Here is a 22,972-nt window from a genome sequence, read left to right as displayed (position 1 = left end):
TTTCATATAGGGAAGCCACAAGTAGTCGATGAAGTATTCACTCAAGCAGATCACCGTTTTTGATGCAGTTGCCAGTCTAGAAAGCGTCAGTGCTGCCGCAAGAAAATTATCTATGACACAATCGGCAGTCAGTATGTCACTGGGTCAGCTAGAAAATTTGCTCGGGCGACCACTCTTTATCCGCCAAGGTAACAGGTTAACATTAAGCCATTGGGGAAACTGGCTTCGCCCTAAAGCAAGACGTCTACTCCAAGATGCGCAACATATTGAATTAGGTCTTCATGAACAACACCTTATCAGTGGTAAATTTCGATTATGTTCAAGCCAAACCGCAGCAGAGCATTTAATTCCAGAACTCATCAGCAGGCTTGATACTGATTTTCCTGAGCTAAGGATCGATCTGATGGTTGAGAATACCGAAAATGTTATCGATGGCTTGCTCAACTATGAGTTTGATCTTGGCATCATTGAAGGCCGAAACGACGATACTCGATTACATCAGGAAAGATGGATTGATGATCATCTGGTGGTCTTCTCTTCGCCTCACCACCCCTATGCTAAATGTGAAATGACCAGTTTATCGCAACTCGAACAAGCAAAATGGGTGTTACGGGAACAAGGGGCTGGAACCAGAAGGATTTTCGAAGGGGCCATTCACGGTGTTATCGAAAAACTCAATGTATGGAAGGAATATGAGCAAGTATCGGTATTAAAGTCCCTGGTTAAAAATGGACAATATATCAGCAGCTTACCTTTTCTTGATGTTGAGAATGAGGTCGCGAAGGGTGAATTAGTTATCCTACAAACACCACAGCTTAATATGCAACGCCACCTCTCATTCATCTGGCGTGCTGACTCAGGTGAAAACCCACTGCGTGACTGTATCATCACAGAAGCAAGACGATTAAGCCGCAGTAGGCAAATAAAGAGATAGTATTTGTGCTTTCTAAGATCACAAGTTTGAAACCTCTGCTCGGATTAACTCCATTGGACTAAATCAGTATTTGATCAGCTTATCTAGTTGCAGAGTTTCAATTTAACTCTGCAATTTTGTATGTGTAGCCTTATGCTGAATATCTTGCAGAAAAGTATTCGGGCCAACAATGACAGGAAAAATTCTCAGCTGTCCTGTTCCTTCAACCCTTTGTTTATCTGATAATAAGCATCAATAAGCCTGAATTAACTTGTAGAGAGTAGATGACCATGATTTAATTCTCTTCCAAAATGATTTACCTGCCATTTGTTCTGGAGCTTTTTGATGAACAGCCTTAACCTAAAACCTCGCCACCTAGTGTTGATGGTCGCCTTAGTCATCGCCGTTTATGCCTGTTATTTACTTATTGCACCCTATTTAGGGTCAATTATATTGGGCTTTATCGTCTCCTTGTTGTTTCTGCCTATTCATGCTCGAGTTCTACAGCGGATGCCAGCCAGTCCTAATATGGCCTCTGCATGTTCATGTACATTGGTCACAGTGATGGTATTAATTCCATTATTATTGGTGACAGCAGCCATTATGGATCAAGGCATCAATTTTATGAGCAATGCCTACCAATGGCTAACAGAAGGAGGCGCAAAAGCCTTTTTTGCTCATCCATGGATCCATAGCGGTATTAGTTTATTAAATAAATGGCTGCCATTTGACACCATTAAGCCCGATGATTTTGTACAACGAGCGGCATCGACAGCCACCGCACTAAGCAGTACCTTGATAGGTGCCAGTACGGGTTTAGTGGGTGATTTAGCCGATACAATTCTAGATTTTTCATTAATGCTGTTTGTGTTATTTTTCTTTTTGCGAGATCAAGACAAAATTATCGACAATATACGACACATCATTCCGTTAACACGTTCACAAGAAGATCTCATCTTAAATGAAATAGGAACAGTCGCTAAATCAGCAGTATTAGGTTCATTTCTTACGGCTTTAGCCCAAGGAGTGCTCGGTGGCATTGCCATGGCGTTGGCCGGATTCCCTGGCTTATTTTGGGGTAGCATGATGGCATTTGCTTCCTTTATTCCCTTCGTTGGAACCGCCATGATTTGGCTTCCAGCTTCTATTTACTTGTTCTTAACAGGAGACTGGCAATGGGGCACATTCTTGGTTGTTTGGGGAGTCGTGGTAGTCGGCTCGATTGATAACTTTCTCAGGCCCTGGCTTATGCAAGGCAACACAGGCATGAGTACATTGTTACTCTTTTTCTCCTTGCTCGGTGGGTTACAACTATTTGGCTTAATTGGTTTAATTTATGGCCCCATAGTATTTGCGGTGACATTGGTATTATTTAAGTTGTATGAAGTTGAATTTGAAGGTTTTTTAGAACAACAAAATAAAGAATAAATAGACACAAAAGCGGTGCCATATTAGCACCGTCTCTGATTCAATTTACTCTGCTATACCTTATAGATATCGCATATCTTTTTAGCAATCACCTCACGGGTGATAACGCCGCACAATAACCCCTTATCCAAGACAGGGAACATGCTAGGTTTATCGGCTGAAGCACAACGTAATCTCTCTTCATAACTGGTGAAAGTATTGCCCGTTAATATCCCATACTCATTCACAGGAAAGAGCTTACTACGGTCAACCACCATTAACTCAATCAATTCAGCCACCGAATCTTGCGGCGATAGGGTCATCACCTCTTTTTGCATCAAGTCTGCCACTTTGTAAGATATACCTCTGGCAAACTCTTCTGACCATAAGCTACGCAGTAAATCTTGTTGTGAAATGAAACCAAGTAAGCGTTTTTTCTCATCCAGTACAGGAGCACTTCTGCAATCATTATCGGTAAGTATGGCCAAACCAGCATACACCGACAGATCAGAAGAGACTGTCAACGGGTTAGTGTCCATTAGGTCTTGGACACATAATTTTTGAATTGTTTTAGGCATTTTATGAGAAACTCCAGAAGTAGGTAATGGGTGTATTGGGGTAACACTTTCTAATGGTGAAACACTATGGACTAGAGAGAGTTCAACAGTTTTTCCTGATTTTTCGATAAGCCAATAACCTAAACCTACAAATACACCACCACCGACAATGTTGCCTAAGGTCACAGGAATAAGGTTGTTGAATATAAAATTGCTTAAGGTCAGATCGGCGAACTGTGCAGAGTCTATACCCAATGAGGTAAAAAATTCAGGTTGTGCAAATTGAGAAATAGCAATTCCTAAAGGCACCATAAACAGATTAGCAATGCTGTGCTCAAAACCACTACTGACAAACATAGCAACAGGAAGCATGAGTAGTATCGCTTTGGTTAATGCATCTCGACTGGCAAACGTCATCCACACACCTAAGCACACCAACATATTGCAAAGTACACCAAGGACAAAAGCCTGTAGCCAACCATGATGAAGCTTATGTTGTGCTATCTGTAGCGCATTAAGCCCCCACAATCCGCCATCAAGTTCATGCATACGAGCTGATATGATTAATGTCAACATAATCATAGCGCCTAATAAGTTCCCTATATAAACTCGGCACCAGCATTTGATGAGATCTCGCGTTGTCACTAACTTTTGCGCCCAAGCTACACTGCTAAGTACGGTACTGGTAAAGAGCTCTCCGCCACATATCACCACTAACATTAAACCTAAACTAAAGGCTAAGCCTCCTACAAGTCGGACTAACCCCCAGGAACCACCTTCGTTACCAGTTGTTACGGTAATAAAGAAGACAAAAGCCAAGGCGATAAATGCACCGGCAAAAGCAGCTAAACCAAAAGATTGCCAAGCAGATTTTATGACTTTTGACTGACCATAAAACTCAGCTTGTTCATATAAGCTGGCTTGCACTGGTTTTGACGTTTCCATTGTTTTATGAAGAATATTAGTTAGCATTAATTCACTAACCTCATTATTGGACGTCATTTATCGTCTCCAGATTAAGACGTCGTAATCTATTGTGTTTGATATACATACTTATCTATATCCTCAGCTTGTTATTTTGTATTGATAAGATAGCCAGAAATATAAAATAATAAAATTTGATAATTATGATGGTGAGTATCAATGAACTTGATACCTTGAGGTGAGTGTTTCAAAATGTAAAATTTCAAACCTTAACACTTTGCAACCGAACACATTGTTAAGTAAGGATTTATAACCATTCACATTTAACTGCAAGCTAGAAAAAACTCAAACGATTCTAATAAATAAAAAACTCATACACTTATTTACTGTTAAACCGCCGACATTCAGCCTGATATCATAAACATTGATAATAAGGCCAGTGCCAAAAGTAAATTAGTGATATTGAGCTAGAGGCTAACAACCAACGAACTCACACCGCGCAAACGTGATAGTCATCTCGCTTAGCAATCTCGATTTAGCGATCAGCGTCAAATAAAACATAAAAAACCAACACTCAACAACAACAAGCTAAATCAGTGACAGGCATCGCACATTGATTGAATGCGTGATGTTGAGCATAGAAATATATACACCAACACCCTCTTTATTTAGCAATCCCTGCATTAGTTGTTAAGTAGATCTCAAATAGCTCAAACACCCTATTCAAGAATATTGATACTTGATGAAGATCATCTTTGCCTGTGTTAAAATTCATAAGGTAAATTGGTCTTACCAATTAAATAAAGATTGTTAGAGAAAACAACAGCATCGCTGACAGAATCGATTTTTGATTCTTTATCATATTATGCTGGCTAGTTGACTCAATGAATAGTGCAGCCAAAGAGGCTCGTAATACTCAAGCTAACACTCATAGATCACTTAAGTTGTCATCGAATTAGATGAATCACTATGTTCTTCTCGGAGAATGAGAAAATATGTCAGAAACTGTGAAAAACCAACAGAGCGAAGACTCCACTAAATCTTATCAAGAGCTTCATCGTCCTGCGTCTGAGTTTGCCACTCGTGAAGAGTACTTAGACAATGAATTGAAAATCATGAAGCCTAAGCGCTGGGGACTTAACCTACCAGGGAGAGATTTCCGCTTTGAATGGGAAGATCTTGTCCCGGCGATTGCAGGTACTATCGGTATTACCGTGATGTACTCAGCGGTAATGGCAGCATGGGCTGCGGGCCTAAGCGAGAAATGGGAACATGTTAATCTGGGCGCAGAATTTGCGACTCAAGTTGTCCGTGTAGAGATGCTTATTCCAGCACTACTATTTTGTATTATTAGCTCAGGATTTTTCAATCCTAAAGCGAACTTGGCCGGTAATCACGGTCCAATGATCCCACTTATCGGTGCAATTGCGCTGGCGGGTGCACATCCACTTGCGCTTGCTATTTTACTGGGGGTGTTTGGTCTTATATTAAGCTATGTAAAAGGTGGGTCACGGTTAGTGAACCTTACCAGTAGCGGTGTTGCTGGCGGTTTACTGGTCTTCCTTGGCTTTATGGGTGCAGAGGGTCAGATAAGTTCACTATTTGAATGGGCAGGTAATTTACAGGCTAAGCATGATCTCGGTTACAGCTTAGGTTATGTTGCGTTTTTCATCTTACTTGCCAATGTGATTTTATATGCGATCCTGGCAAAGGTGGGGAAACGTTGGTTAGCTATCCCACTTTGCTCTATTGCCGCGGTAGCGATGGCATTCGTGCTAGGTGCAGGGCTGGATCTACAGTTTGTCACCGAACCTGGCATTCCAAATCTTAACCCTGTTTATTGGTGGGGCTCTACTGAGCAAGGCTGGCAGTTAGGCTTACCTAATCTGCAGCATTTCATTGCTTCTTTGCCTTTTGCTATCTTGGCTGTGGCCATGTGGTCACCAGACTTTTTGGGACACCGTATATTCCAAGAACTTAACTACCCTAAAGGTGCAGAAAAAGTCTTGATGGATGTTGATGACACCATGACGACTTGTTCACTGCGCCAAATCGTAGGTACTGCTGTTGGTGGTGGTAATATCACTTCATCTTGGGGGACTTACATGATCCCTGCTGCAACGGCAAAACGTCCGATCCCTGCAGGTGCCATTTTACTGGGTATCTTATGTATCGTAGTGGCTATCATTGGCTATCCTATGGATATCGCAGTCTGGCAACCAGTCATGTCAATCGCGTTACTTGTAGGCGTATTTTTACCTCTACTCGAGGCGGGAATGCAGATGGTGAAAAATACTCAGAACAGTCAGGCTGCAGGTATTTGTATATTCGCCTCTTTTGTTGCAAATCCAGTATTGGCATGGGCATTAACGATGTTTTTGGACAACAACGGACTTATCGGTGATAAAGAACGTGCAAAATCATTGTCACTCGCTGATCGCGTTATTATCCCAGGCCTCGCGTTTGTGATCTGTTTAGCAGCCATGCTTGCAGTCGGGATGATCACTGGCATTCCAGCACTCTTATAAAAGAGAAGACTGATAACGAGAGGTGCATTTCACTTCTCGTTATCTATACCCAAGCTACTTGGAAATGCAGGATTCAATCTGTCTTGAATTCACCTCAGCATTTATCTGGTGCTTATTTTATTTAGCACATAACACTTAATATCAGTGTTAGTGATGACGAAAAATAAATTGCATAGAGAGATAATTCTTTAGTTATGCAAGTGACAAACTCACCCATCGTGATTGTTACTTGGACTTACATGAACATTCAATAAGCGCAACATAATGTACTCACAATCATTCTAGGAACTGACATTAGTGTTAGGTGCAAACATTATTTTAGCTAAAAACTGATGCATGGATAACAGTTTTTGAATTTATAGACCAAAACAAAATGTATTAAGATGCAGCCTATGTTTGCTTGTGTTAATATACTAATGGTAAATTGGTCTTACCAATTTACTGATAATCGATATTCATCGTAAACGGATTCTTTCTCATATCGGTATCAAAACAACAAATCACTCCGAGAATTAAAATACTCGGAAACCAGTTTCCTCCACCACATATTATCGAGAGGAAGCTTTTTAAGACTTAGCTATTGAGATATCGATTACTCTCGCTTTCAAAGCCAACATCGATAACCAATAACATGTATCTCAACTAAAAGGTATTTGTACGATGACCGAAAAAACTGAAAAGTTTGCTAACGCGTGGGAAGGTTTTGCTTCTGGCGAATGGAAAACTGAAGTCAACGTTCGTGACTTTATCCAAGCTAACTACACGCCTTATGAAGGTAATGAATCTTTCCTAGCTGAAGCAACTTCTGCTACTACAAAGCTTTGGGACAAGGTAATGGTAGGCATCAAACAGGAAAACGCGACTCACGCACCTGTTGATTTTGATACTGAAGTTGTATCTACCATCACTTCACACGCTGCTGGCTATATCGAGCAAGAGCTTGAAACTATTGTTGGCCTACAGACTGAAGCGCCACTTAAGCGTGCAATGTTGCCAAATGGCGGCATTCGTATGGTTGAAAGTTCTTGTAAAGCCTATGACCGTGAGTTAAATGCTGACGTTAAATACGTTTACTCTGAGCTGCGTAAGACTCACAACCAAGGTGTTTTCGATATCTACACACCTGAAATCATGGGTTGTCGTAAATCAGGTATTTTGACTGGTTTACCTGATGCTTACGGTCGTGGTCGTATCATTGGTGATTACCGTCGTATCGCACTTTACGGTATCGATTATTTGATGGCTGACAAGTTTGCTCAGTTTGGTTCACTTCAAGCAGATTTTGAAACAGGTGAAGACTTGTCTTACACTATGCAGCTTCGTGAAGAGATTGCTGAACAGCACCGTGCACTAGGTCAGATGAAGAAAATGGCTGCAAGCTATGGCTTCGACATCTCGCTACCTGCTACCAATGCACAAGAAGCGATTCAGTGGACTTACTTCGGCTACCTAGCTGCAGTTAAAAGTCAAAACGGCGCGGCGATGTCTCTTGGTCGTACTTCAAGTTTCCTTGATATTTTCATCGAACGTGATCTTAAAAATGGCGTTATCACTGAGCAACAAGCTCAAGAGATGGTTGACCATTTCGTGATGAAGCTACGTATGGTTCGTTTCCTACGTACTCCTGAATACGATGAGCTATTCTCTGGCGACCCAATTTGGGCGACAGAGTCTATCGGTGGTATGGGTGTTGATGGTCGTACTTTGGTGACTAAGTCTAGCTTCCGTTTCTTGCACACCTTGTACAACATGGGTCCAAGTCCAGAGCCAAACATCACTGTTTTATGGTCTGAAAAATTACCATTAGATTTCAAAAAGTACTGTGCAAAAGTGTCTATCGACACCAGTTCAATTCAGTACGAAAACGATGATCTAATGCGTCCTGACTTTAATTCAGATGACTATGCTATCGCTTGTTGTGTAAGCCCTATGGTTGTAGGTAAGCACATGCAGTTCTTCGGAGCTCGCGCTAACTTAGCTAAAACAATGCTTTATGCTATCAACGGTGGTGTTGATGAAAAACTTAAGACTCAAATTGGTCCTAAGTTCGATGCTATCACTTCTGAGTATTTAGACTTTGATGATGTGCTAGGTCGCCTAGACACCATGATGGATTGGTTAGCAACACAATATGTGACTGCACTAAACGCTATCCACTTCATGCACGATAAGTACTCTTATGAATCTGCCCTTATGGCACTTCATGACCGTGACGTTCGTCGTACTATGGCATGTGGTATCGCGGGTCTTTCTATCGCTGCTGATTCTCTTTCTGCAATTAAGTTTGCCAAAGTTAAGCCAATCCGTGACGAAAACGGTATCGCTGTCGATTTCGAAATCGAAGGTGACTATCCTAAGTTCGGTAACAACGATGCACGTGTTGATGATCTAGCGACTGAGCTTGTAGAGCGTTTTATGGCTAAGATCCGTAAGATGAAGATGTATCGTAACGCGATCCCTACTCAGTCAATCTTAACCATCACTTCTAACGTTGTGTACGGTAAGAAAACGGGGACTACGCCTGATGGTCGTCCATCTGGTGCTCCGTTTGCTCCGGGTGCAAACCCTATGCATGGTCGTGACGAGAAAGGCGCTGTTGCATCACTAACTTCTGTTGCTAAACTTCCGTTTGCACACGCTCAAGACGGTATCTCTTATACCTTCTCTATCGTGCCAAACGCGTTAGGTAAAGATGAAGATGGTCGTCGCACTAACTTAGCCGCGCTTATGGACGGTTACTTTGCTCATAGCGACAGCCGTGAAGGTGGTCAGCACCTGAACGTGAACGTGATGAACCGTGAAATGCTTGAAGATGCGATTGTTAACCCTGAGAAGTATCCTCAGCTTACAATCCGAGTTTCTGGTTATGCTGTTCGCTTCAATGCTCTGACACCAGAACAGCAGCAAGACGTTATCACTCGTACCTTCACTAAAGGTATGTAATACCAGATATCTTTCACAGATATTGAGGTAGTAACGAGCTATAACTAGGCTGTACTGACAATAGTACAGCCGATACCCAAACCACCTCGAAATGTAGGGTTCAGCATTTTAAGGTCGCTTGGGTATATTTATTTAAAACTTAAGATTGTGGCATTGTTATGAAAGCTACAACATTAACAATTGCAACTATAGATATGGAGTCACAATGGCAGTAACTGGTCGGATCCACTCACTGGAATCCTTTGGTACCGTTGACGGTCCAGGCATAAGGTTTATCGCCTTTATGCAAGGCTGTTTAATGCGTTGTCAGTACTGTCACAATCGCGATACTTGGGATCTACACGGCGGCACGGATGTGCAGGTCGAAGAACTCATGTCTCAAATTATCAGCTACCGCCCTTTTCTTGAATCCAGCGGTGGTGGTGTAACTGCCAGTGGTGGTGAAGCCATATTACAAGCGGAATTCGTTTCAGCTCTTTTTGAAGCTTGTAAAAAAGAGGGTATTCACACTTGCCTAGACACCAATGGTTTCGTCAGAAAATACACCCCAATCATTGATGAACTACTCGATAATACCGATCTGGTACTACTAGACATTAAACATATTGATGATCAGCGCCATATTGACCTCACTCAAGTCAGTAATTATCGCACGTTGCAGTTTGCTGAGCTTTTACATAAACGCCAGCAAAAAACCTGGATACGTTATGTTGTGGTTGGTGGGTTCACTGACGATATAGCCTCAGCCAAGAAACTGGCCGATTTTCTTAAACCGATGACCAATGTCGAAAAGGTTGAGTTACTTCCCTATCACGAGTTGGGCAAGCATAAGTGGGAAGCGATGGGAGAAAAGTATCAACTCAATGACATCTCTCCTCCATCGGGTGAAACAATGGAACAGATCAAGAAGGTCTTTGTAGAAGCGGGATTAAACGCCATCTACTAAGAGTTTCAAGATGTAGCAATATTAATAATTGACCGACAATACCGGTTAAAGTTCTTCCCAATATTGCTCGTCTAAACGTTCGAATGCCGCTTTAAGAATAAGCGCCATATCGAAGTAGCAAGCTTTAGGTCCTAATGGACGACAACTGATCCCCATGGCGATCATTTTAGTGGTCAATTTATCGCACCACCCAAGTAGAGTTAACGGTAATGGATGACGAGAGCGCCAGCCTAGCCACAGCAAACCTTGAATAGGTAAGCTAATAAAAAACAGCGCTAATGTGATGGCTTGTGGAAGAAATTCCCAACCATGAATATATAACTGACTCGCTGCAACCAGTAGTGCCAAGAAGGGCATTACAGGTAGCGCAATCTGAGTGGCGCGAATCACGCGATACTCAGGGAAATAAAAACTAAGTTGTCTGACCATAGGCCACGTCTTCATATATTGACGACCTTGCCCTAGGGTTTTGAAAGCTTGAAAGCTCAAGTGTTACACCGATTGAATGGGATACTGCTTTTACAATAGCACAAGCTGCAATAGAGCCCCAAGGCATTGTAGCCGCATTATTAGCAGTTCCCTGCTCTGATCTCAGAGCGCTTCTAGCGGCTTCGATGATTTTTACCAACGAAGTCATTATTGTTCAGTGACAAATGTTCACTACATTGTAAAAGGTTTTAAAGATGTCAAATAAACTGGTATTGGTACTTAACTGCGGTAGCTCGTCATTAAAATTTGCGATTATCGACGCCCTTACAGGTGATGACCAGATCTCAGGTCTAGCAGAATGTTTTGGTCTAGAAGACGCTAAGATTAAGTGGAAAGTCAATGGCGTTAAGCAAGAAGCTAGCCTAGGTGCATTCACCTCACACCGTGAAGCTGTTGAGTATATTGTTAATAATATTCTTGGTGCTCATCCTGAAATTGCATCACAAATTCATGCAATTGGACACCGAGTTGTTCACGGTGGTGAGAAATTCACTCAGTCGGTTATCATCGATGAGAGCGTTATCCAAGGTATTGAAGATTGTGCTGCGCTTGCTCCACTCCACAACCCTGCTCACTTGATCGGTATTCGTGCAGCTCAGGCTTCATTCCCTGAACTGCCACAAGTTGCCGTTTTCGATACCGCTTTCCACCAGACAATGCCTGAGAAAGCGTTCATCTACGCGCTTCCTTACAAGTTATACCGCGAAAATAGTATCCGTCGCTATGGCATGCACGGTACTAGCCACCTATTCATTAGCCGTGAAGCGGCTAAAGCAATGGGTAAGAACATCGAAGATAACAACATCATCTGTGCTCACTTAGGCAATGGCGCTTCTGTAACGGCTATTAAAGGCGGTAAGAGTGTCGATACTTCAATGGGCATGACACCTCTCGAAGGTTTGGTTATGGGTACTCGTTGTGGTGATATCGACCCATCAATCATTCATCACTTAGTGAGTCGCCTAGGTTACACCTTAGATGAAGTTAATAACCTGATGAACAAGCAAAGTGGTCTTTTAGGTATTTCTGAATTAACTAACGATTGCCGCGGCATCGAAGAGGCTTACAGTGAAGGTCATAAAGGTGCCACACTTGCACTAGAGATTTTCTGCTACCGTTTAGCTAAGTACATCGCATCTTACACTGTACCGTTAGGACGTTTAGATGCACTGGTATTTACCGGTGGTATCGGTGAAAATTCTGATCTAATCCGCGCTAAGGTGCTTAACTTACTTGAGATCTTCAACTTTGAAGTTGATGACGAGCGTAACAAGGCTGCCCGTTTTGGTAAGCAAGGTCAAATCACCACAGATAACGGTCCTATCGCTATGGTTATTCCGACTAACGAAGAGTGGGTTATTGCAGAAGATGCGATGCGCCTACTGAAATAATACATTGGCCTGAAATCTTTTTTTTAGTTTCAGGCCAAAACTCATACTTTTATTGAGTTGCACCATACAGTTCGGTGTAGTATTACTACGCCAGTCTAAGCTTCAAACAGAGGTTTTTATGTCTCGCAATATTATGCTCGTACCCATCGGCACAGGTGTCGGTCTCACTTCTATCAGTTTAGGACTCGTTCGAGCTTTTGAACACCACGGTGTTAAGGTTCGTTTTTTCAAGCCTATCGCTCAACAGCGTCCAAATGATAGTGGTCCTGAGCGCTCAACGACGATTTTAAGTAAGTCGCCTACCGTTAATCCCCTTGAACCATTTGATATGGAACATGCTGAAGGACTCATTCGTGGTGATAAGACAGATGTCTTAATGGAGCAGATTATTGCTCGTGTCACTGAATGTACTGACGATACTGAAACTCTTGTCGTTGAAGGCTTAGTTCAAACTAGAAACCACCCGTTTTCAAGTGATATCAACTATGCCATCGCAAAATCGCTCGATGCAGATATTATCTTTGTTGCCACACCAGGTAATGAAAGTGCTACAGCACTGATGAATCGCCTAGAAATCGCCCACAATTCATGGGGTGGCATTAATAACAAACGTATTATTGGCGCGATGATCAACAAAATTGGTGCGCCAGTTGATAACGAAGGTCGTGCACGTCCAGATCTATCTGAAGTCTTTGATCATACAGATGTTCAGCGTCCAGATCCGGCTAGTATGTTCCAACTTCCAGGTAAGAGCTCACTTCGTATACTAGGCAGCGTACCTTACAACTTAGATCTTATTGCACCACGTGCATCAGATCTTGCTAAGCACCTTAGTGCAAAAATCATCAATGCCGGTGAGATGAATGCTCGTCGTCTGCGTAAAGTGACATTCTGTGCTCGTAGTCTTCCAAACATGGTCACTCACATTAAGACTGACTCACTATTAGTCACCTCTGGTGATCGATCTGATGTTATCGTATCAGCCTGTCTTGCGGCCATGAACGGTGTAAAAATAGGTGCACTACTGCTTACTGGTGGTTATGAACCAGAGCCACAGATCATGGAATTGTGTGAGCAAGCTTTCGAAACTGGCCTTCCAGTATTCTTGATTGACACCAATACTTGGCAGACATCACTTAACATCCAACGTTTCGATCATGAAGTGCCGGTTGATGACGCTGTGCGTATTGAAGAAGTTCAAGAGTACGTTGCAAGTCATATTGATCAAAACTGGATTCAAAGCGCAACGAAAAACTCTCCTCGGGAGCACAGACTGTCTCCACCAGCATTTAGATATAAACTGACTGAACTTGCACGCGCTGCACGTAAAACGGTTGTTCTACCTGAAGGTTATGACACACGTACTATTGAAGCTGCAAGTATCTGTGCTGAACGCGGCATTGCTAAGTGTATACTTCTGGGTAACCCAGAAGAGATCCAACGTATTGCCGCTCTGCAAGGTGTCATTCTCGGTGATGGTGTTGAAATTATAGACCCAGACACAGCACGTGAGCGTTACATTGAACCAATGCTTGATCTTCGTCGCCATAAAGGTCTGACTGAAGTTGTGGCTCGTGAGCAACTCGGTGACAACATGGTATTAGGTACCATGATGTTGGCGCAAAACGAAGTCGACGGTATTGTTTCTGGCGCGGTAAATACCACAGCCAACACGATTCGTCCGCCACTTCAGTTGATCAAGACTGCACCAGGTTCAAGCTTAGTCTCTTCAATCTTCTTTATGTTGATGCCAGATCAAGTACTTGTTTATGGTGACTGTGCGATTAATCCAGATCCAAACGCCGAGCAACTTGCTGATATCGCCATCCAATCAGCTGATTCTGCCGCAGCATTTGGCATTGAGCCTCGCGTTGCTATGATAAGTTACTCAACCGGTAGTTCTGGTACCGGTTCAGATGTTGATAAGGTACGTGAAGCGACTCGAATTGCTAAAGAGAAGCGTCCTGATCTCATCATCGACGGTCCACTACAGTATGATGCAGCTGTGATGCCTAACGTTGCGCTATCTAAAGCACCAAACAGCCCAGTAGCAGGTCAAGCGACAGTGTTCGTATTCCCAGACCTAAATACTGGTAATACAACATACAAAGCCGTGCAGAGAAGTGCAGACCTAATCAGTATTGGTCCAATGCTTCAAGGTATGCGTAAGCCTGTTAACGATCTGTCTCGTGGTGCGCTAGTTGACGATATCGTTTACACCATCGCCCTAACAGCAATCCAAGCTGCGCAAGCGGAACAAGCTAAATAACAGTTAGTACTTTCGTATGAAATAAATAAAAAAGCCTGTCAATGACAGGCTTTTTTATGCACAAAAAGAACACGTTACTGTATATAAACTGAATGAAATCTATAAAAATCGGAATGCGTCACTTTTTAACCAGTGAAATAAATAATTAAAAAACAACAAGTTAAAAGTTATGTATCTAGTCTTCAACATACTTGTCCACAGATTTTGTGGATAACCGTTAAAACTTATCTTTTTAGATATGACTGATTTAACGCTCAGGGTCAAGTATTAAAAATTTCTAGATTAGCAGTGTTATCCCAATAGCTTGCCAACCTCCCGTTAAATAGCGATACTTAATTCAAATTCCCTTTGTATCAAGTATATGAGAATAATAACTATATTATGTTTACTTTGTCTTTCAGGCTGTGAGCCGGCGACTTCAGATAAAGGCTCGACCCGTTCACCTGAAGATGTTTCATTAGGTTTCTTCACCGCAATATATGTGGATAAAGACATTCAAAAAGCGCAGCTCTATGTTAGCGACCCGATGAAAGAGGTCATTTCGCATTATCATATCGCCGCATCAGTTCAACGACACATGCTTAATCTTTCTATGACAGAGGTGACACTTGAGATAGAAGAGATCGATATCGACTTTTTCAGAAAATCAGCCGAAGACGTTACTGTTATCGTCAAGATGCATGGGCTCAAAGGAGGAAGTCCTTGGATTGATGATCGCACCCTTAGACTTCACAAAAATGGTATTAAATGGGAGATTGCAGAGATCTTACCTGAAAGATAAAAATGCACAAAAAATAGCAACCTATTGGTTGCTATTTTTTGACTGGCTGTCATTGGATTAACTAGCAGATTGTTCTTTAATCCAAAAACGCTTCTTCATCCATCTCTACCGGTAAAGACTCAATCACTTCATCTTGTACTTGGTAATATGCGCTTTCATATTCTTGAACTTCCATAACAACTCCGAATTACTGTTTGTAGGGTCTGTGGCATGTCATTACTTGGATGACATTCTGCCAATAGAGGAAGAAGCTGATGTTCAATCTACTTCTTGCTAAATTATACCAGTCGCAGACACGCAGTTACAGAATACTTTCAGTATTGTGTTAGTTTCCACGCTAAAAACTACAAAAACAGCTAAAACAGATCTAAAAAATGTACTTAAACATGAAAGACTTTCAGTTTTTAATAGTCTTTAGTGATAAGCAGCCTAGTGTTAAAGCCAAAAAATCTAGACTCTGACTTGTCAACTGCTATCAATAAAGGATATCTATAAATAGCGTTGTGGTCATTAAGAGGTAGCAATTATGAATGCGCTGGTTGAATTTGAAGCAGGGAAATTGGTCGATCTATTCGATGAAGGTGATTCTTTGAACATACATATGTTCATGGATATGATGAAAATGCCCTATGATGTTCAGGACAAACTTTTCTTTGAGATCTCATCACTGCAAAACGTCGATAGATCCAAGATAGCGATAATTATCGAATCACATGGTCAATCGATATTACACGAGCGTTTAGGATATTAAAGGAAATTTAACTCTTACCTTATATTATCCAAAATAAATGTTCCGCCTAGAGCTCAGACTGGCCATAGGCGGAAATGACTACAGTCGTCTATAGCGCAATACTTTTAACGCCTTATTCGCGTCAACATCTGTAAACACTGGAGGGTTTTCTAACTGTTCGACAAACTCCAAACTAGCACTGTACTCCTCCACTTGATTCATCAAGAACTCAATCCCCAACTCAGGTGCATTAAGGCATAAAAGCACCTCGCCACCGGGCGTTAAGAGCTCGGGTAAACGCTTTAATAACCGAGAGTAATCCTTCGTCGCAACGAAGCTTCCTTTTTGATTACTTGGTGGATCGGCAATGATCATCTCGTAAGGCCCAAGTTTAGTCAGCTTACCCCAAGATTTAAAAATATCGTGACCAAAAAAACGCGCTACTGCGCCAAAACCATTGAGTAGGTGATTCTGTTTACCGATAGACAAGGCGCCCTTGCTCATATCAATATTGACAACACTATCTGCCCCGCCCTGCAATGCCGCAACCGAAAAAGCACAAGTATAGGCAAAAAGATTTAAAACCTTCTTATCCTCCGCATGCTCCCTCACCCACTGTCTGCCGTTCTTCATGTCTAAAAACAGCCCATGGTTTTGGCCTCTAAGAAGGTGTACATGGAACTCGGCACCATTCTCACTTACAGTGTGCTGTTCTGGAACCTCTCCAGACACCAGTTCTGTATGAGTTTGACCACCACTGCGATACTGATAAACGAGATTCATCGTTTCATTCGCACTGCGCTGTTCACACCACAACTGAGATAATCTCTGTGTTGCTAATGCAAGCTCATCTTCCACTAACGGCTTAAAGCTAGTCAATAACAGTACAGGAGGAAACCAATCGACACACAGATGCTCCATACCAGGGTAAACCCCACCACGACCATGAAAAAGCCGATTAACTTCTTCGCTTAAAGTAACCTTATTCAACTCATCAAAAAATAACTGCATTAAATTCACTTTTAACTTTTACTATGACTAAAAACATTTGACTTACTTAGCTATTCCTGAAGATTTTACATCTTCAGTCTGTGCCACTTCCGCTTTAGAATCTGATGCGGACACTAGCTTAGACTCAGGTTTTAGTTCATCCACATCGTCAGCTAACAAAATAGCCAACCAACTGCCACCTTTACTCGACTCTAATGCTATTTTAACAATCATGGTCAATGGCACTGATAACAGCATACCGACAGAGCCTAATAACCAGCCCCAAAAGATCAAGGACAAAAACACTACGAGTGTTGAAAGCCCTAAACCTCTGCCCATGTATTTAGGCTCAATCACATTACCCATCACCATATTAGTGGCTAAATAAAGTAAACCCGTCGCACCTGCCGCTGCTGGGCCAAGCTGAATAAAAGCGAGTAATACAGATGGAATCGCGGCAATAATTGAACCGATGTTAGGAATATAGTTAAACAGGAATGCCACCACACCCCATAGCAACGCGTAATCGACGCCTATAATCGCAAGTCCTATACCTACTATCACCCCCGTCGCTAAGCTGACTAACGTTTTAATCACCATATACTGATTAACTGACTGTAAAAACTTATCGATCTGCTGCATTCTCATATCTGGATCATCCAGAGCGAAATGCAATTTCTTCGGCATGGTTTGAGACTCAAATAACATAAATACAACGGTCAAAATGATCAAAAATAGATTAGCCATTACACTACCTACTCCAGTCAGCATATTGGTCGTCATAGACAATGCCACGCCAGGATCGAAATAGGCCAGCATCTGCTCTTTGGTAATGATGATATTGAACGTACGCAGTTTACCGATAATCCAGCCAAACTGCTCGACCAGCTGATCTCGATATAGGGGGAGTTGGCTGGAAAACTCGTTGATTGAACTGCCCACCACTTGGGCAAGCCATAGTCCCATCATCACGATAAATATCATCATCAATAATATGGCTAACGCCCTTGGAACGCGCAACTTAGTGAGCCCAACAATCACAGGATTACAGATCACAGCAATAAAAGCGGACAATACAAAGGGAACCACGATAGGACTAGCCGCTTTAATACCAGCTAAAATAATCACGATAAAAGCCATAATGGCAAAACCTTTATAGGCAACCGATTGAGTATCAATTCTTGGCATTTAAATAAAACCCTTCTTGATTAACTAATACATTGATAGGCTTAGTAGCAACTTCAACATAGAGCTAGTAATAATTATGAAACCAGAAATCGCGGTAATTCGTATTAAAAATCTACGTCTACGTACATTCATCGGCATTAAGGATGATGAAACTCAGAATAAACAAGATGTCTTAATCAATGCAGAGATTCACTATTGTGCTAAGAAAGCACGCAATAGCGACAATATGGATGACGCATTGAATTATCGCACGATAACTAAAAAAATCATTGCATTAGTTGAGCATAACCGATTTTTCTTACTTGAACACCTTACAGGACAAGTGCTAGATATCGCCAGCGAACATGACTGGGTCGACTTTGCACAAGTGGAAATTGATAAGCCTCATGCGCTCAGATTTGCAGATTCGGTCTCAATGCAGCTTAGCTATCATAAGAATAACGATTAATTTCGTTACCTAGTTGGATGAGTTAGGTGGCTGCTGTGAATTATCGGCAGCCATGAACCAAAACAAACCGTTGCATTAGTTGAGCATAACCGATTTTTCTTACTTGAACACCTTACAAGACAAATGTTAGATATCGCGAACGAACATAGTTCAAAACGATCCTTTTTGCTATCCTGAAAGTATATCAATCTTTAACTTGATGAGATGCTATGCTATGAAAATATTAATCACCGGAGGCAGCGGATTCATTGGACATCAAGTTGTCAGGGCATTAGAAAGCGAGCACCAGCTCTGTATACTTTCACGTCACCCGGCTATAGCCAGAGAAAAACTAGGAGTTCAACATCAATACAGAGCCAACTTAGACGAAATGTCAAATCTTGATGAGTTTGATGTTGTTATCAATTTAGCTGGTGAACCTATCGCAAATAAGCGCTGGAGTGATACTCAAAAAGAGAAGATCTGCAATAGTCGTTGGGAACTAACAACCCGTTTATCCGAACTCACTCAACTAAGTCAAATACCTCCCTCAGTCTTCATTAGCGCATCGGCTATCGGTATCTATGGAGATAGAGAGGAGCAGCGTGTCGATGAAAGCCTGTTGGTACCTCAAAAAAAGGCCAACGATAACCTGCCTTTCCCACAAATAGTATGCCAGAAGTGGGAAGAGATTGCCCTAAGCGCCGCATCTGAACAAACCCGTGTCTGCATTATCCGTATTGGTCTGGTACTGGGATTATCTGGTGGTGCATTGCCTAAAATGTTACCCGCATTTAAGCTCGGTCTTGGTGGAACTATCGCCTCAGGTAAACAAGGAATGAGCTGGATACATCAACAAGATTTAGTCGATTTGATCACTTTCCTAATAAACCATGAAACCTGCTCTGGGATTTTTAATGCCACGGCGCCACATCCGGTCAGCAACCACGAGTTTTCCAAAGCCTTGGGCTATGCGCTATCGCGGCCTACTATCCTTCCTATGCCGGGGTTCATTCTCAACACCTTGTTAGGAGAGATGGCGCAACTGTTAACACAAGGCCAGTATGTCATACCAACACGGTCTCTCGACGCAGGGTTTACCTTTAAACACCCCCAATTAAATTATGCTCTTGCTGATGTACTTGAGAGTTAAATGTCCTTAAATACAAAAGAGCGGTATCGTCTTGATATCGCTCTTTTGGTTTATTTACTCTTTCGTTTACTCTTTCGTTTACTTAAAAGTGGTTAACTTTACCTCTTAAACTGGGGCTTTCAGCAGTTCGCTACACGATTTACTCAATAACTGTCGGCAACGCCACACACCCAATAGCGCGACAATAAGCGCACCACACACAGGGGCTATGCCCCACCACTCCCAATGCATATACACATTAAGCTCAAACACCTGAGTTTTTAGCAAGTAGAGGGTAAACTCGGCCACTATCACGGCTAACAGCCCTGAGATGGCGCCCAGTAACGCAAACTCAAGACCGGTCGCCATTCTGAGTAACCAACCTGAAGCGCCGAAGGTCCTTAATACCGCCAGCTCTCTTTGTCTTGTCGCCATCCCCGCTTCCGTCTGAGCTACCATCACTAAACTACTCGCCAGCACTACCAGCACCAACACTAAAGTTAGCGACAGTGATACCTGATCAATTATCTGGCGTAGCTGCTTAATCATATTGCCCACATCTATAATTGATACCGTCGGAAACTGCTTTATGATCTGTAACACCACCTCTGAATTACCTTCGTCCAAATAAAAACTGGCCATAGAAGTATGTGCAAACGAAGCGAGCGAATGCCGAGTAAAAACCATAAAAAAGTTAGGTTGTAGCGTCTCCCAGTGCACCTCACGTATACTACCTACATTCACCGTTAAACTTATGTTATCGATGACATAAGTGAGCGAGTCTCCCAGCTTAATGTCTAAGCGCTTTGCAACGCCCGACTCAACGGAAACATCATCATCGTTGATATTAAACGCACCTTCTATCAACTCGTTGTTTTCCGGTAATGCATCGCGCCAAGTGAGGTTTAACTCACGTGAGATCCCACGTCGCCCTTCGACACCTTCATCAGCCTGTTCGCCAGATATTAAGGGCTCACCATTGATTTCAGTCAGACGACCTCGAATAACCGGATAGATATCCGTTGTTTTAACGGTATTTTGTGCCAGAAACTCAGCCAATGGTTCCGACTCATCCGGTGCGATATTAACCAAGAAGTAATTAGGCGCATTTTCAGGTAACTGATTTTGCCACTCACTGAGCAGATCTTGTCGCAAAGCAAGAATCGTCAGTAATAGCACTAAAGCGCTGCTAAAACCCACTAACTGAATCGCATTCTGTTTAGCTCGTCGTCTCAGACCAGCCAAAGCCAGCTGCAGTGGATTGGTGGTCTTCATGCCGACACTGTGCCCTGCGCGGATCATTAAAAAGCCCAACACACTTAGCAACAGACCGAGTAACAAAACGCCAGCAACCACAGTCAAGGTTAACGGTAGGCTTTTGGAATAAAGATAGCCCAAAAGAGCCATAGCAGAAAGACTGAGTAACAGATGCAGCCACATACCAAGCTGCAGACCTTCAAGTTGACGCTGTAACACCCGTAAAGGGGGAATGGAGAGCAGCCGCATCAGAGGATAAGCTGAAAACATAAAGGCGCTGATAAAACCCGTTGCAAGACCCAACAATATAGGTCTCATCATGGGCGGTGAGTAAGCAGCTATTTCGTCCGGTAAAAAAGCCGTAATGCCCGCATCCAGCGCAAAGCCCCCTATCAAACCTAATATCACGCCAAAAAAAGTCACTAACAGTAGGTGAACACCGAATAATGTACGGATCTGTTTAGCAGAGGCGCCAAACGTCTTTAACATCGCCACCACGTCATAGTGACGTTGACAGTAACGCTGAGCAGCAATACCAATCGCAGCACAGGCGAGTGCGATCCCAAGCAGACTGGCCAATAGCAAAAAACGTTCAGCACGCTTAACAGCATCGGCAATCGGTGAATCACCAGACTGCACATCGACCCAGCGCTGAGAGCTATTAAGCAGTGGCTTAGCATAGGTTTCAAACTCAGTTAACTGCGTTTCATCACCGGTAAATTGCGCCAAATAGGTCACTCGACTGCCGGGCTGAATAACACCGGTACTGGCCACATCTTCCATCCGCATCAAAACAACAGGGGAAGATGCAAAAGGGTTAAAACCCGCATCTGGCAAACGGGCTATTTCGGCGCTTAGCCTAAACTGTCGATTTCCAAGCTCAAGCTCTTGGGGATACCCTAATAATCCACCTAAACGGGTTTCAAACCATAAATACCCAGCTTTAGGCAGCCCTGAGTGGCTAACTCCGTCTTTCTCATTAAGCTCTATCTTACCTTTAAGAGGGTATCCCTCTTCGACTGCCCGCACGGTAACCAATTGAAACTTATCATCAGCAAATACCATAGAGTTAAACTGCATACTCGATACATGACTTAAGCCCAACTCGGAAGCCTTAGTCAAAATCGACTCATCAATTTTCACTGGCGAGTTAATAATTCTATCAGCAGCGATAAATTTAGATGCTTGCCCGTTAATCGCAATCTGTAATCGTTCACTTACTCGTGCTAACCCAGTGACAGATAACACCGCCAGTGTTATCGCCAACACGATCAGTAATAATTGTCCTTGTAAAAGCTCTCGCTTAAATAGCCGCCAAGCTAACTGTACTTCCATCACCCAGCCTCCACACTATGCAGGCTAACGGGGGGCTCAATGCTCTCTCGCTCAGGCTGGTCCCTCTTTTCGGTCAGCTCGCCACTGTCCATCAGCAACTGACGTTCACATCGTTTGGCTAACACTAAGTCATGGGTCACAAGCACTAAGGTAGTATCACATTCATGATTAAGCTCAAACAACATATCGGCCACTTTCTGGCTGTTGGCTGCATCCAAATTACCGGTAGGTTCATCGGCAAACAATACCTTAGGCTCACAAATAAATGCTCGAGCAATTGCCACCCTTTGCTGCTCCCCGCCTGAGAGTTGATTAGGGAAATGAGTCAGTCGATGACTTAACCCCACCCTCGTTAACATCGCCTCGGCTTTCTCTTTGGCCTTGTCTATCCCTGCAAGCTCGGCAGGTAACATGACGTTTTCAAGTGCATTTAAGGTGTCGACCAACATAAATGATTGGAAAATAAAACTCACTTTTCTCTTTCTCAGTGCAGCCTTGCCCTCCTCATCCATATGTTGTAGTGTTTCACCGTCGAGCACTATTTCGCCGGCAGTTGGCGAATCTAGCGCTGCCAATAAACCGAGTAACGTGGACTTGCCTGAGCCTGATGGCCCCAAAATCGCAACACTCTCTCCCCGCTTGACTTCCATATTAATGCCGTTGAGGATAGTAAGCTCTCCCTCTTGGGTGGCCACTGACTTTATGAGACCCTTTACTGTGATTGCATTAATTTCTGACATAAAACCCTTCTCTCGCCTGGTGCTT

17 protein-coding genes are annotated in these 22,972 nt (G+C 42.8%); 11 read left to right on the top strand and 6 right to left on the bottom strand.

Annotation, left to right across the window (positions count from 1 at the left end):
- Window positions 1–28: 28 nt before the first annotated feature.
- Both HWQ47_RS10635 and HWQ47_RS10630 read left to right on the top strand, forming a co-directional pair.
- Window positions 29–934 (top strand): LysR substrate-binding domain-containing protein, encoded by a 906-nt coding sequence (locus HWQ47_RS10635; RefSeq protein ID WP_269971091.1) that lies wholly within the window; start codon window positions 29–31, stop codon window positions 932–934.
- A gap of 324 nt (window positions 935–1,258) precedes the next feature.
- Complete coding sequence (locus tag HWQ47_RS10630) at window positions 1,259–2,341, top strand: AI-2E family transporter (protein ID WP_269971090.1); 1,083 nt, start codon at window positions 1,259–1,261, stop codon at window positions 2,339–2,341.
- A 53-nt stretch (window positions 2,342–2,394) separates the two neighbouring features.
- Here the strand turns inward: HWQ47_RS10630 and focA are convergent, their stop codons facing one another.
- Window positions 2,395–3,879, bottom strand: coding sequence for a formate transporter FocA (gene focA / locus HWQ47_RS10625; protein WP_269971089.1), 1,485 nt, complete (start codon window positions 3,877–3,879; stop codon window positions 2,395–2,397).
- Window positions 3,880–4,796: 917 nt separating this feature from the next.
- Between focA and HWQ47_RS10620 the strand changes: the two genes are divergently transcribed.
- The 3 genes from HWQ47_RS10620 (at window position 4,797) to pflA (ending at window position 10,218) form a co-directional block, all read left to right on the top strand.
- Window positions 4,797–6,329 (top strand): DUF3360 family protein, encoded by a 1,533-nt coding sequence (locus tag HWQ47_RS10620; RefSeq protein ID WP_269971088.1) that lies wholly within the window; start codon window positions 4,797–4,799, stop codon window positions 6,327–6,329.
- Window positions 6,330–6,989: 660 nt separating this feature from the next.
- On the top strand, window positions 6,990–9,272 hold the full coding sequence (pflB, locus tag HWQ47_RS10615; protein ID WP_269971087.1) for a formate C-acetyltransferase: 2,283 nt from the start codon (window positions 6,990–6,992) through the stop codon (window positions 9,270–9,272).
- A gap of 205 nt (window positions 9,273–9,477) precedes the next feature.
- Entirely contained in the window at window positions 9,478–10,218 is a 741-nt protein-coding gene (pflA, locus tag HWQ47_RS10610) for a pyruvate formate lyase 1-activating protein (RefSeq protein ID WP_269971086.1), read from the top strand.
- 45 nt (window positions 10,219–10,263) lie between these two features.
- On the opposite strand, the gene yfbV is transcribed toward pflA, so the two are convergent.
- Window positions 10,264–10,707, bottom strand: a complete 444-nt coding sequence (gene yfbV, locus HWQ47_RS10605; RefSeq protein WP_269971085.1) for a terminus macrodomain insulation protein YfbV — start codon at window positions 10,705–10,707, stop codon at window positions 10,264–10,266.
- A 194-nt stretch (window positions 10,708–10,901) separates the two neighbouring features.
- Here yfbV and ackA point away from each other — a divergent pair, with 194 nt between their 5' ends.
- The 4 genes from ackA to HWQ47_RS10585 all read left to right on the top strand — a co-directional run bounded on the left by ackA (window position 10,902) and on the right by HWQ47_RS10585 (window position 15,899).
- Entirely contained in the window at window positions 10,902–12,098 is a 1,197-nt protein-coding gene (gene ackA / locus HWQ47_RS10600; protein WP_269971084.1) for an acetate kinase, read from the top strand.
- Window positions 12,099–12,216: 118 nt separating this feature from the next.
- A complete protein-coding gene (pta, locus tag HWQ47_RS10595; protein WP_269971083.1) occupies window positions 12,217–14,367 on the top strand; it encodes a phosphate acetyltransferase in 2,151 nt (716 codons plus the stop codon).
- Window positions 14,368–14,728: 361 nt separating this feature from the next.
- A complete protein-coding gene (locus HWQ47_RS10590) occupies window positions 14,729–15,148 on the top strand; it encodes a hypothetical protein (RefSeq protein WP_269971082.1) in 420 nt (139 codons plus the stop codon).
- 526 nt (window positions 15,149–15,674) lie between these two features.
- Window positions 15,675–15,899: a hypothetical protein gene (locus HWQ47_RS10585; protein ID WP_269971081.1), complete on the top strand. Its 225-nt coding sequence runs from the start codon at window positions 15,675–15,677 to the stop codon at window positions 15,897–15,899.
- Between the two features lie 78 nt (window positions 15,900–15,977).
- Here HWQ47_RS10585 and HWQ47_RS10580 read toward each other — a convergent pair whose 3' ends face one another.
- Window positions 15,978–16,889 carry a class I SAM-dependent methyltransferase gene (locus HWQ47_RS10580; protein ID WP_269971080.1) on the bottom strand — a complete coding sequence of 304 codons (912 nt, stop codon included), beginning with the start codon at window positions 16,887–16,889 and terminating at the stop codon, window positions 15,978–15,980.
- 42 nt (window positions 16,890–16,931) lie between these two features.
- A complete protein-coding gene (locus HWQ47_RS10575; protein WP_269971079.1) occupies window positions 16,932–18,056 on the bottom strand; it encodes an AI-2E family transporter in 1,125 nt (374 codons plus the stop codon).
- A gap of 76 nt (window positions 18,057–18,132) precedes the next feature.
- Here HWQ47_RS10575 and folX point away from each other — a divergent pair, with 76 nt between their 5' ends.
- Window positions 18,133–18,504 carry a dihydroneopterin triphosphate 2'-epimerase gene (gene folX, locus HWQ47_RS10570; RefSeq protein ID WP_269971078.1) on the top strand — a complete coding sequence of 124 codons (372 nt, stop codon included), beginning with the start codon at window positions 18,133–18,135 and terminating at the stop codon, window positions 18,502–18,504.
- Between the two features lie 214 nt (window positions 18,505–18,718).
- Window positions 18,719–19,636, top strand: coding sequence for a TIGR01777 family oxidoreductase (locus tag HWQ47_RS10565; protein ID WP_269971077.1), 918 nt, complete (start codon window positions 18,719–18,721; stop codon window positions 19,634–19,636).
- Window positions 19,637–19,741: 105 nt separating this feature from the next.
- On the opposite strand, the gene HWQ47_RS10560 is transcribed toward HWQ47_RS10565, so the two are convergent.
- Together HWQ47_RS10560 and HWQ47_RS10555 are read right to left on the bottom strand one after the other, a co-directional pair.
- Complete coding sequence (locus HWQ47_RS10560; RefSeq protein ID WP_269971076.1) at window positions 19,742–22,207, bottom strand: ABC transporter permease; 2,466 nt, start codon at window positions 22,205–22,207, stop codon at window positions 19,742–19,744.
- Entirely contained in the window at window positions 22,207–22,947 is a 741-nt protein-coding gene (locus HWQ47_RS10555; RefSeq protein WP_269971075.1) for an ABC transporter ATP-binding protein, read from the bottom strand. Before HWQ47_RS10555 ends, HWQ47_RS10560 begins: the two co-directional genes overlap by 1 nt.
- Window positions 22,948–22,972: the final 25 nt, after the last annotated feature.

The organism is Shewanella sp. MTB7 (assembly GCF_027571385.1).
Lineage (GTDB): Bacteria > Pseudomonadota > Gammaproteobacteria > Enterobacterales > Shewanellaceae > Shewanella.
Note: the sequence above shows the minus strand (reverse complement) of the source record. Positions and strands in the feature narration are given on the sequence as shown.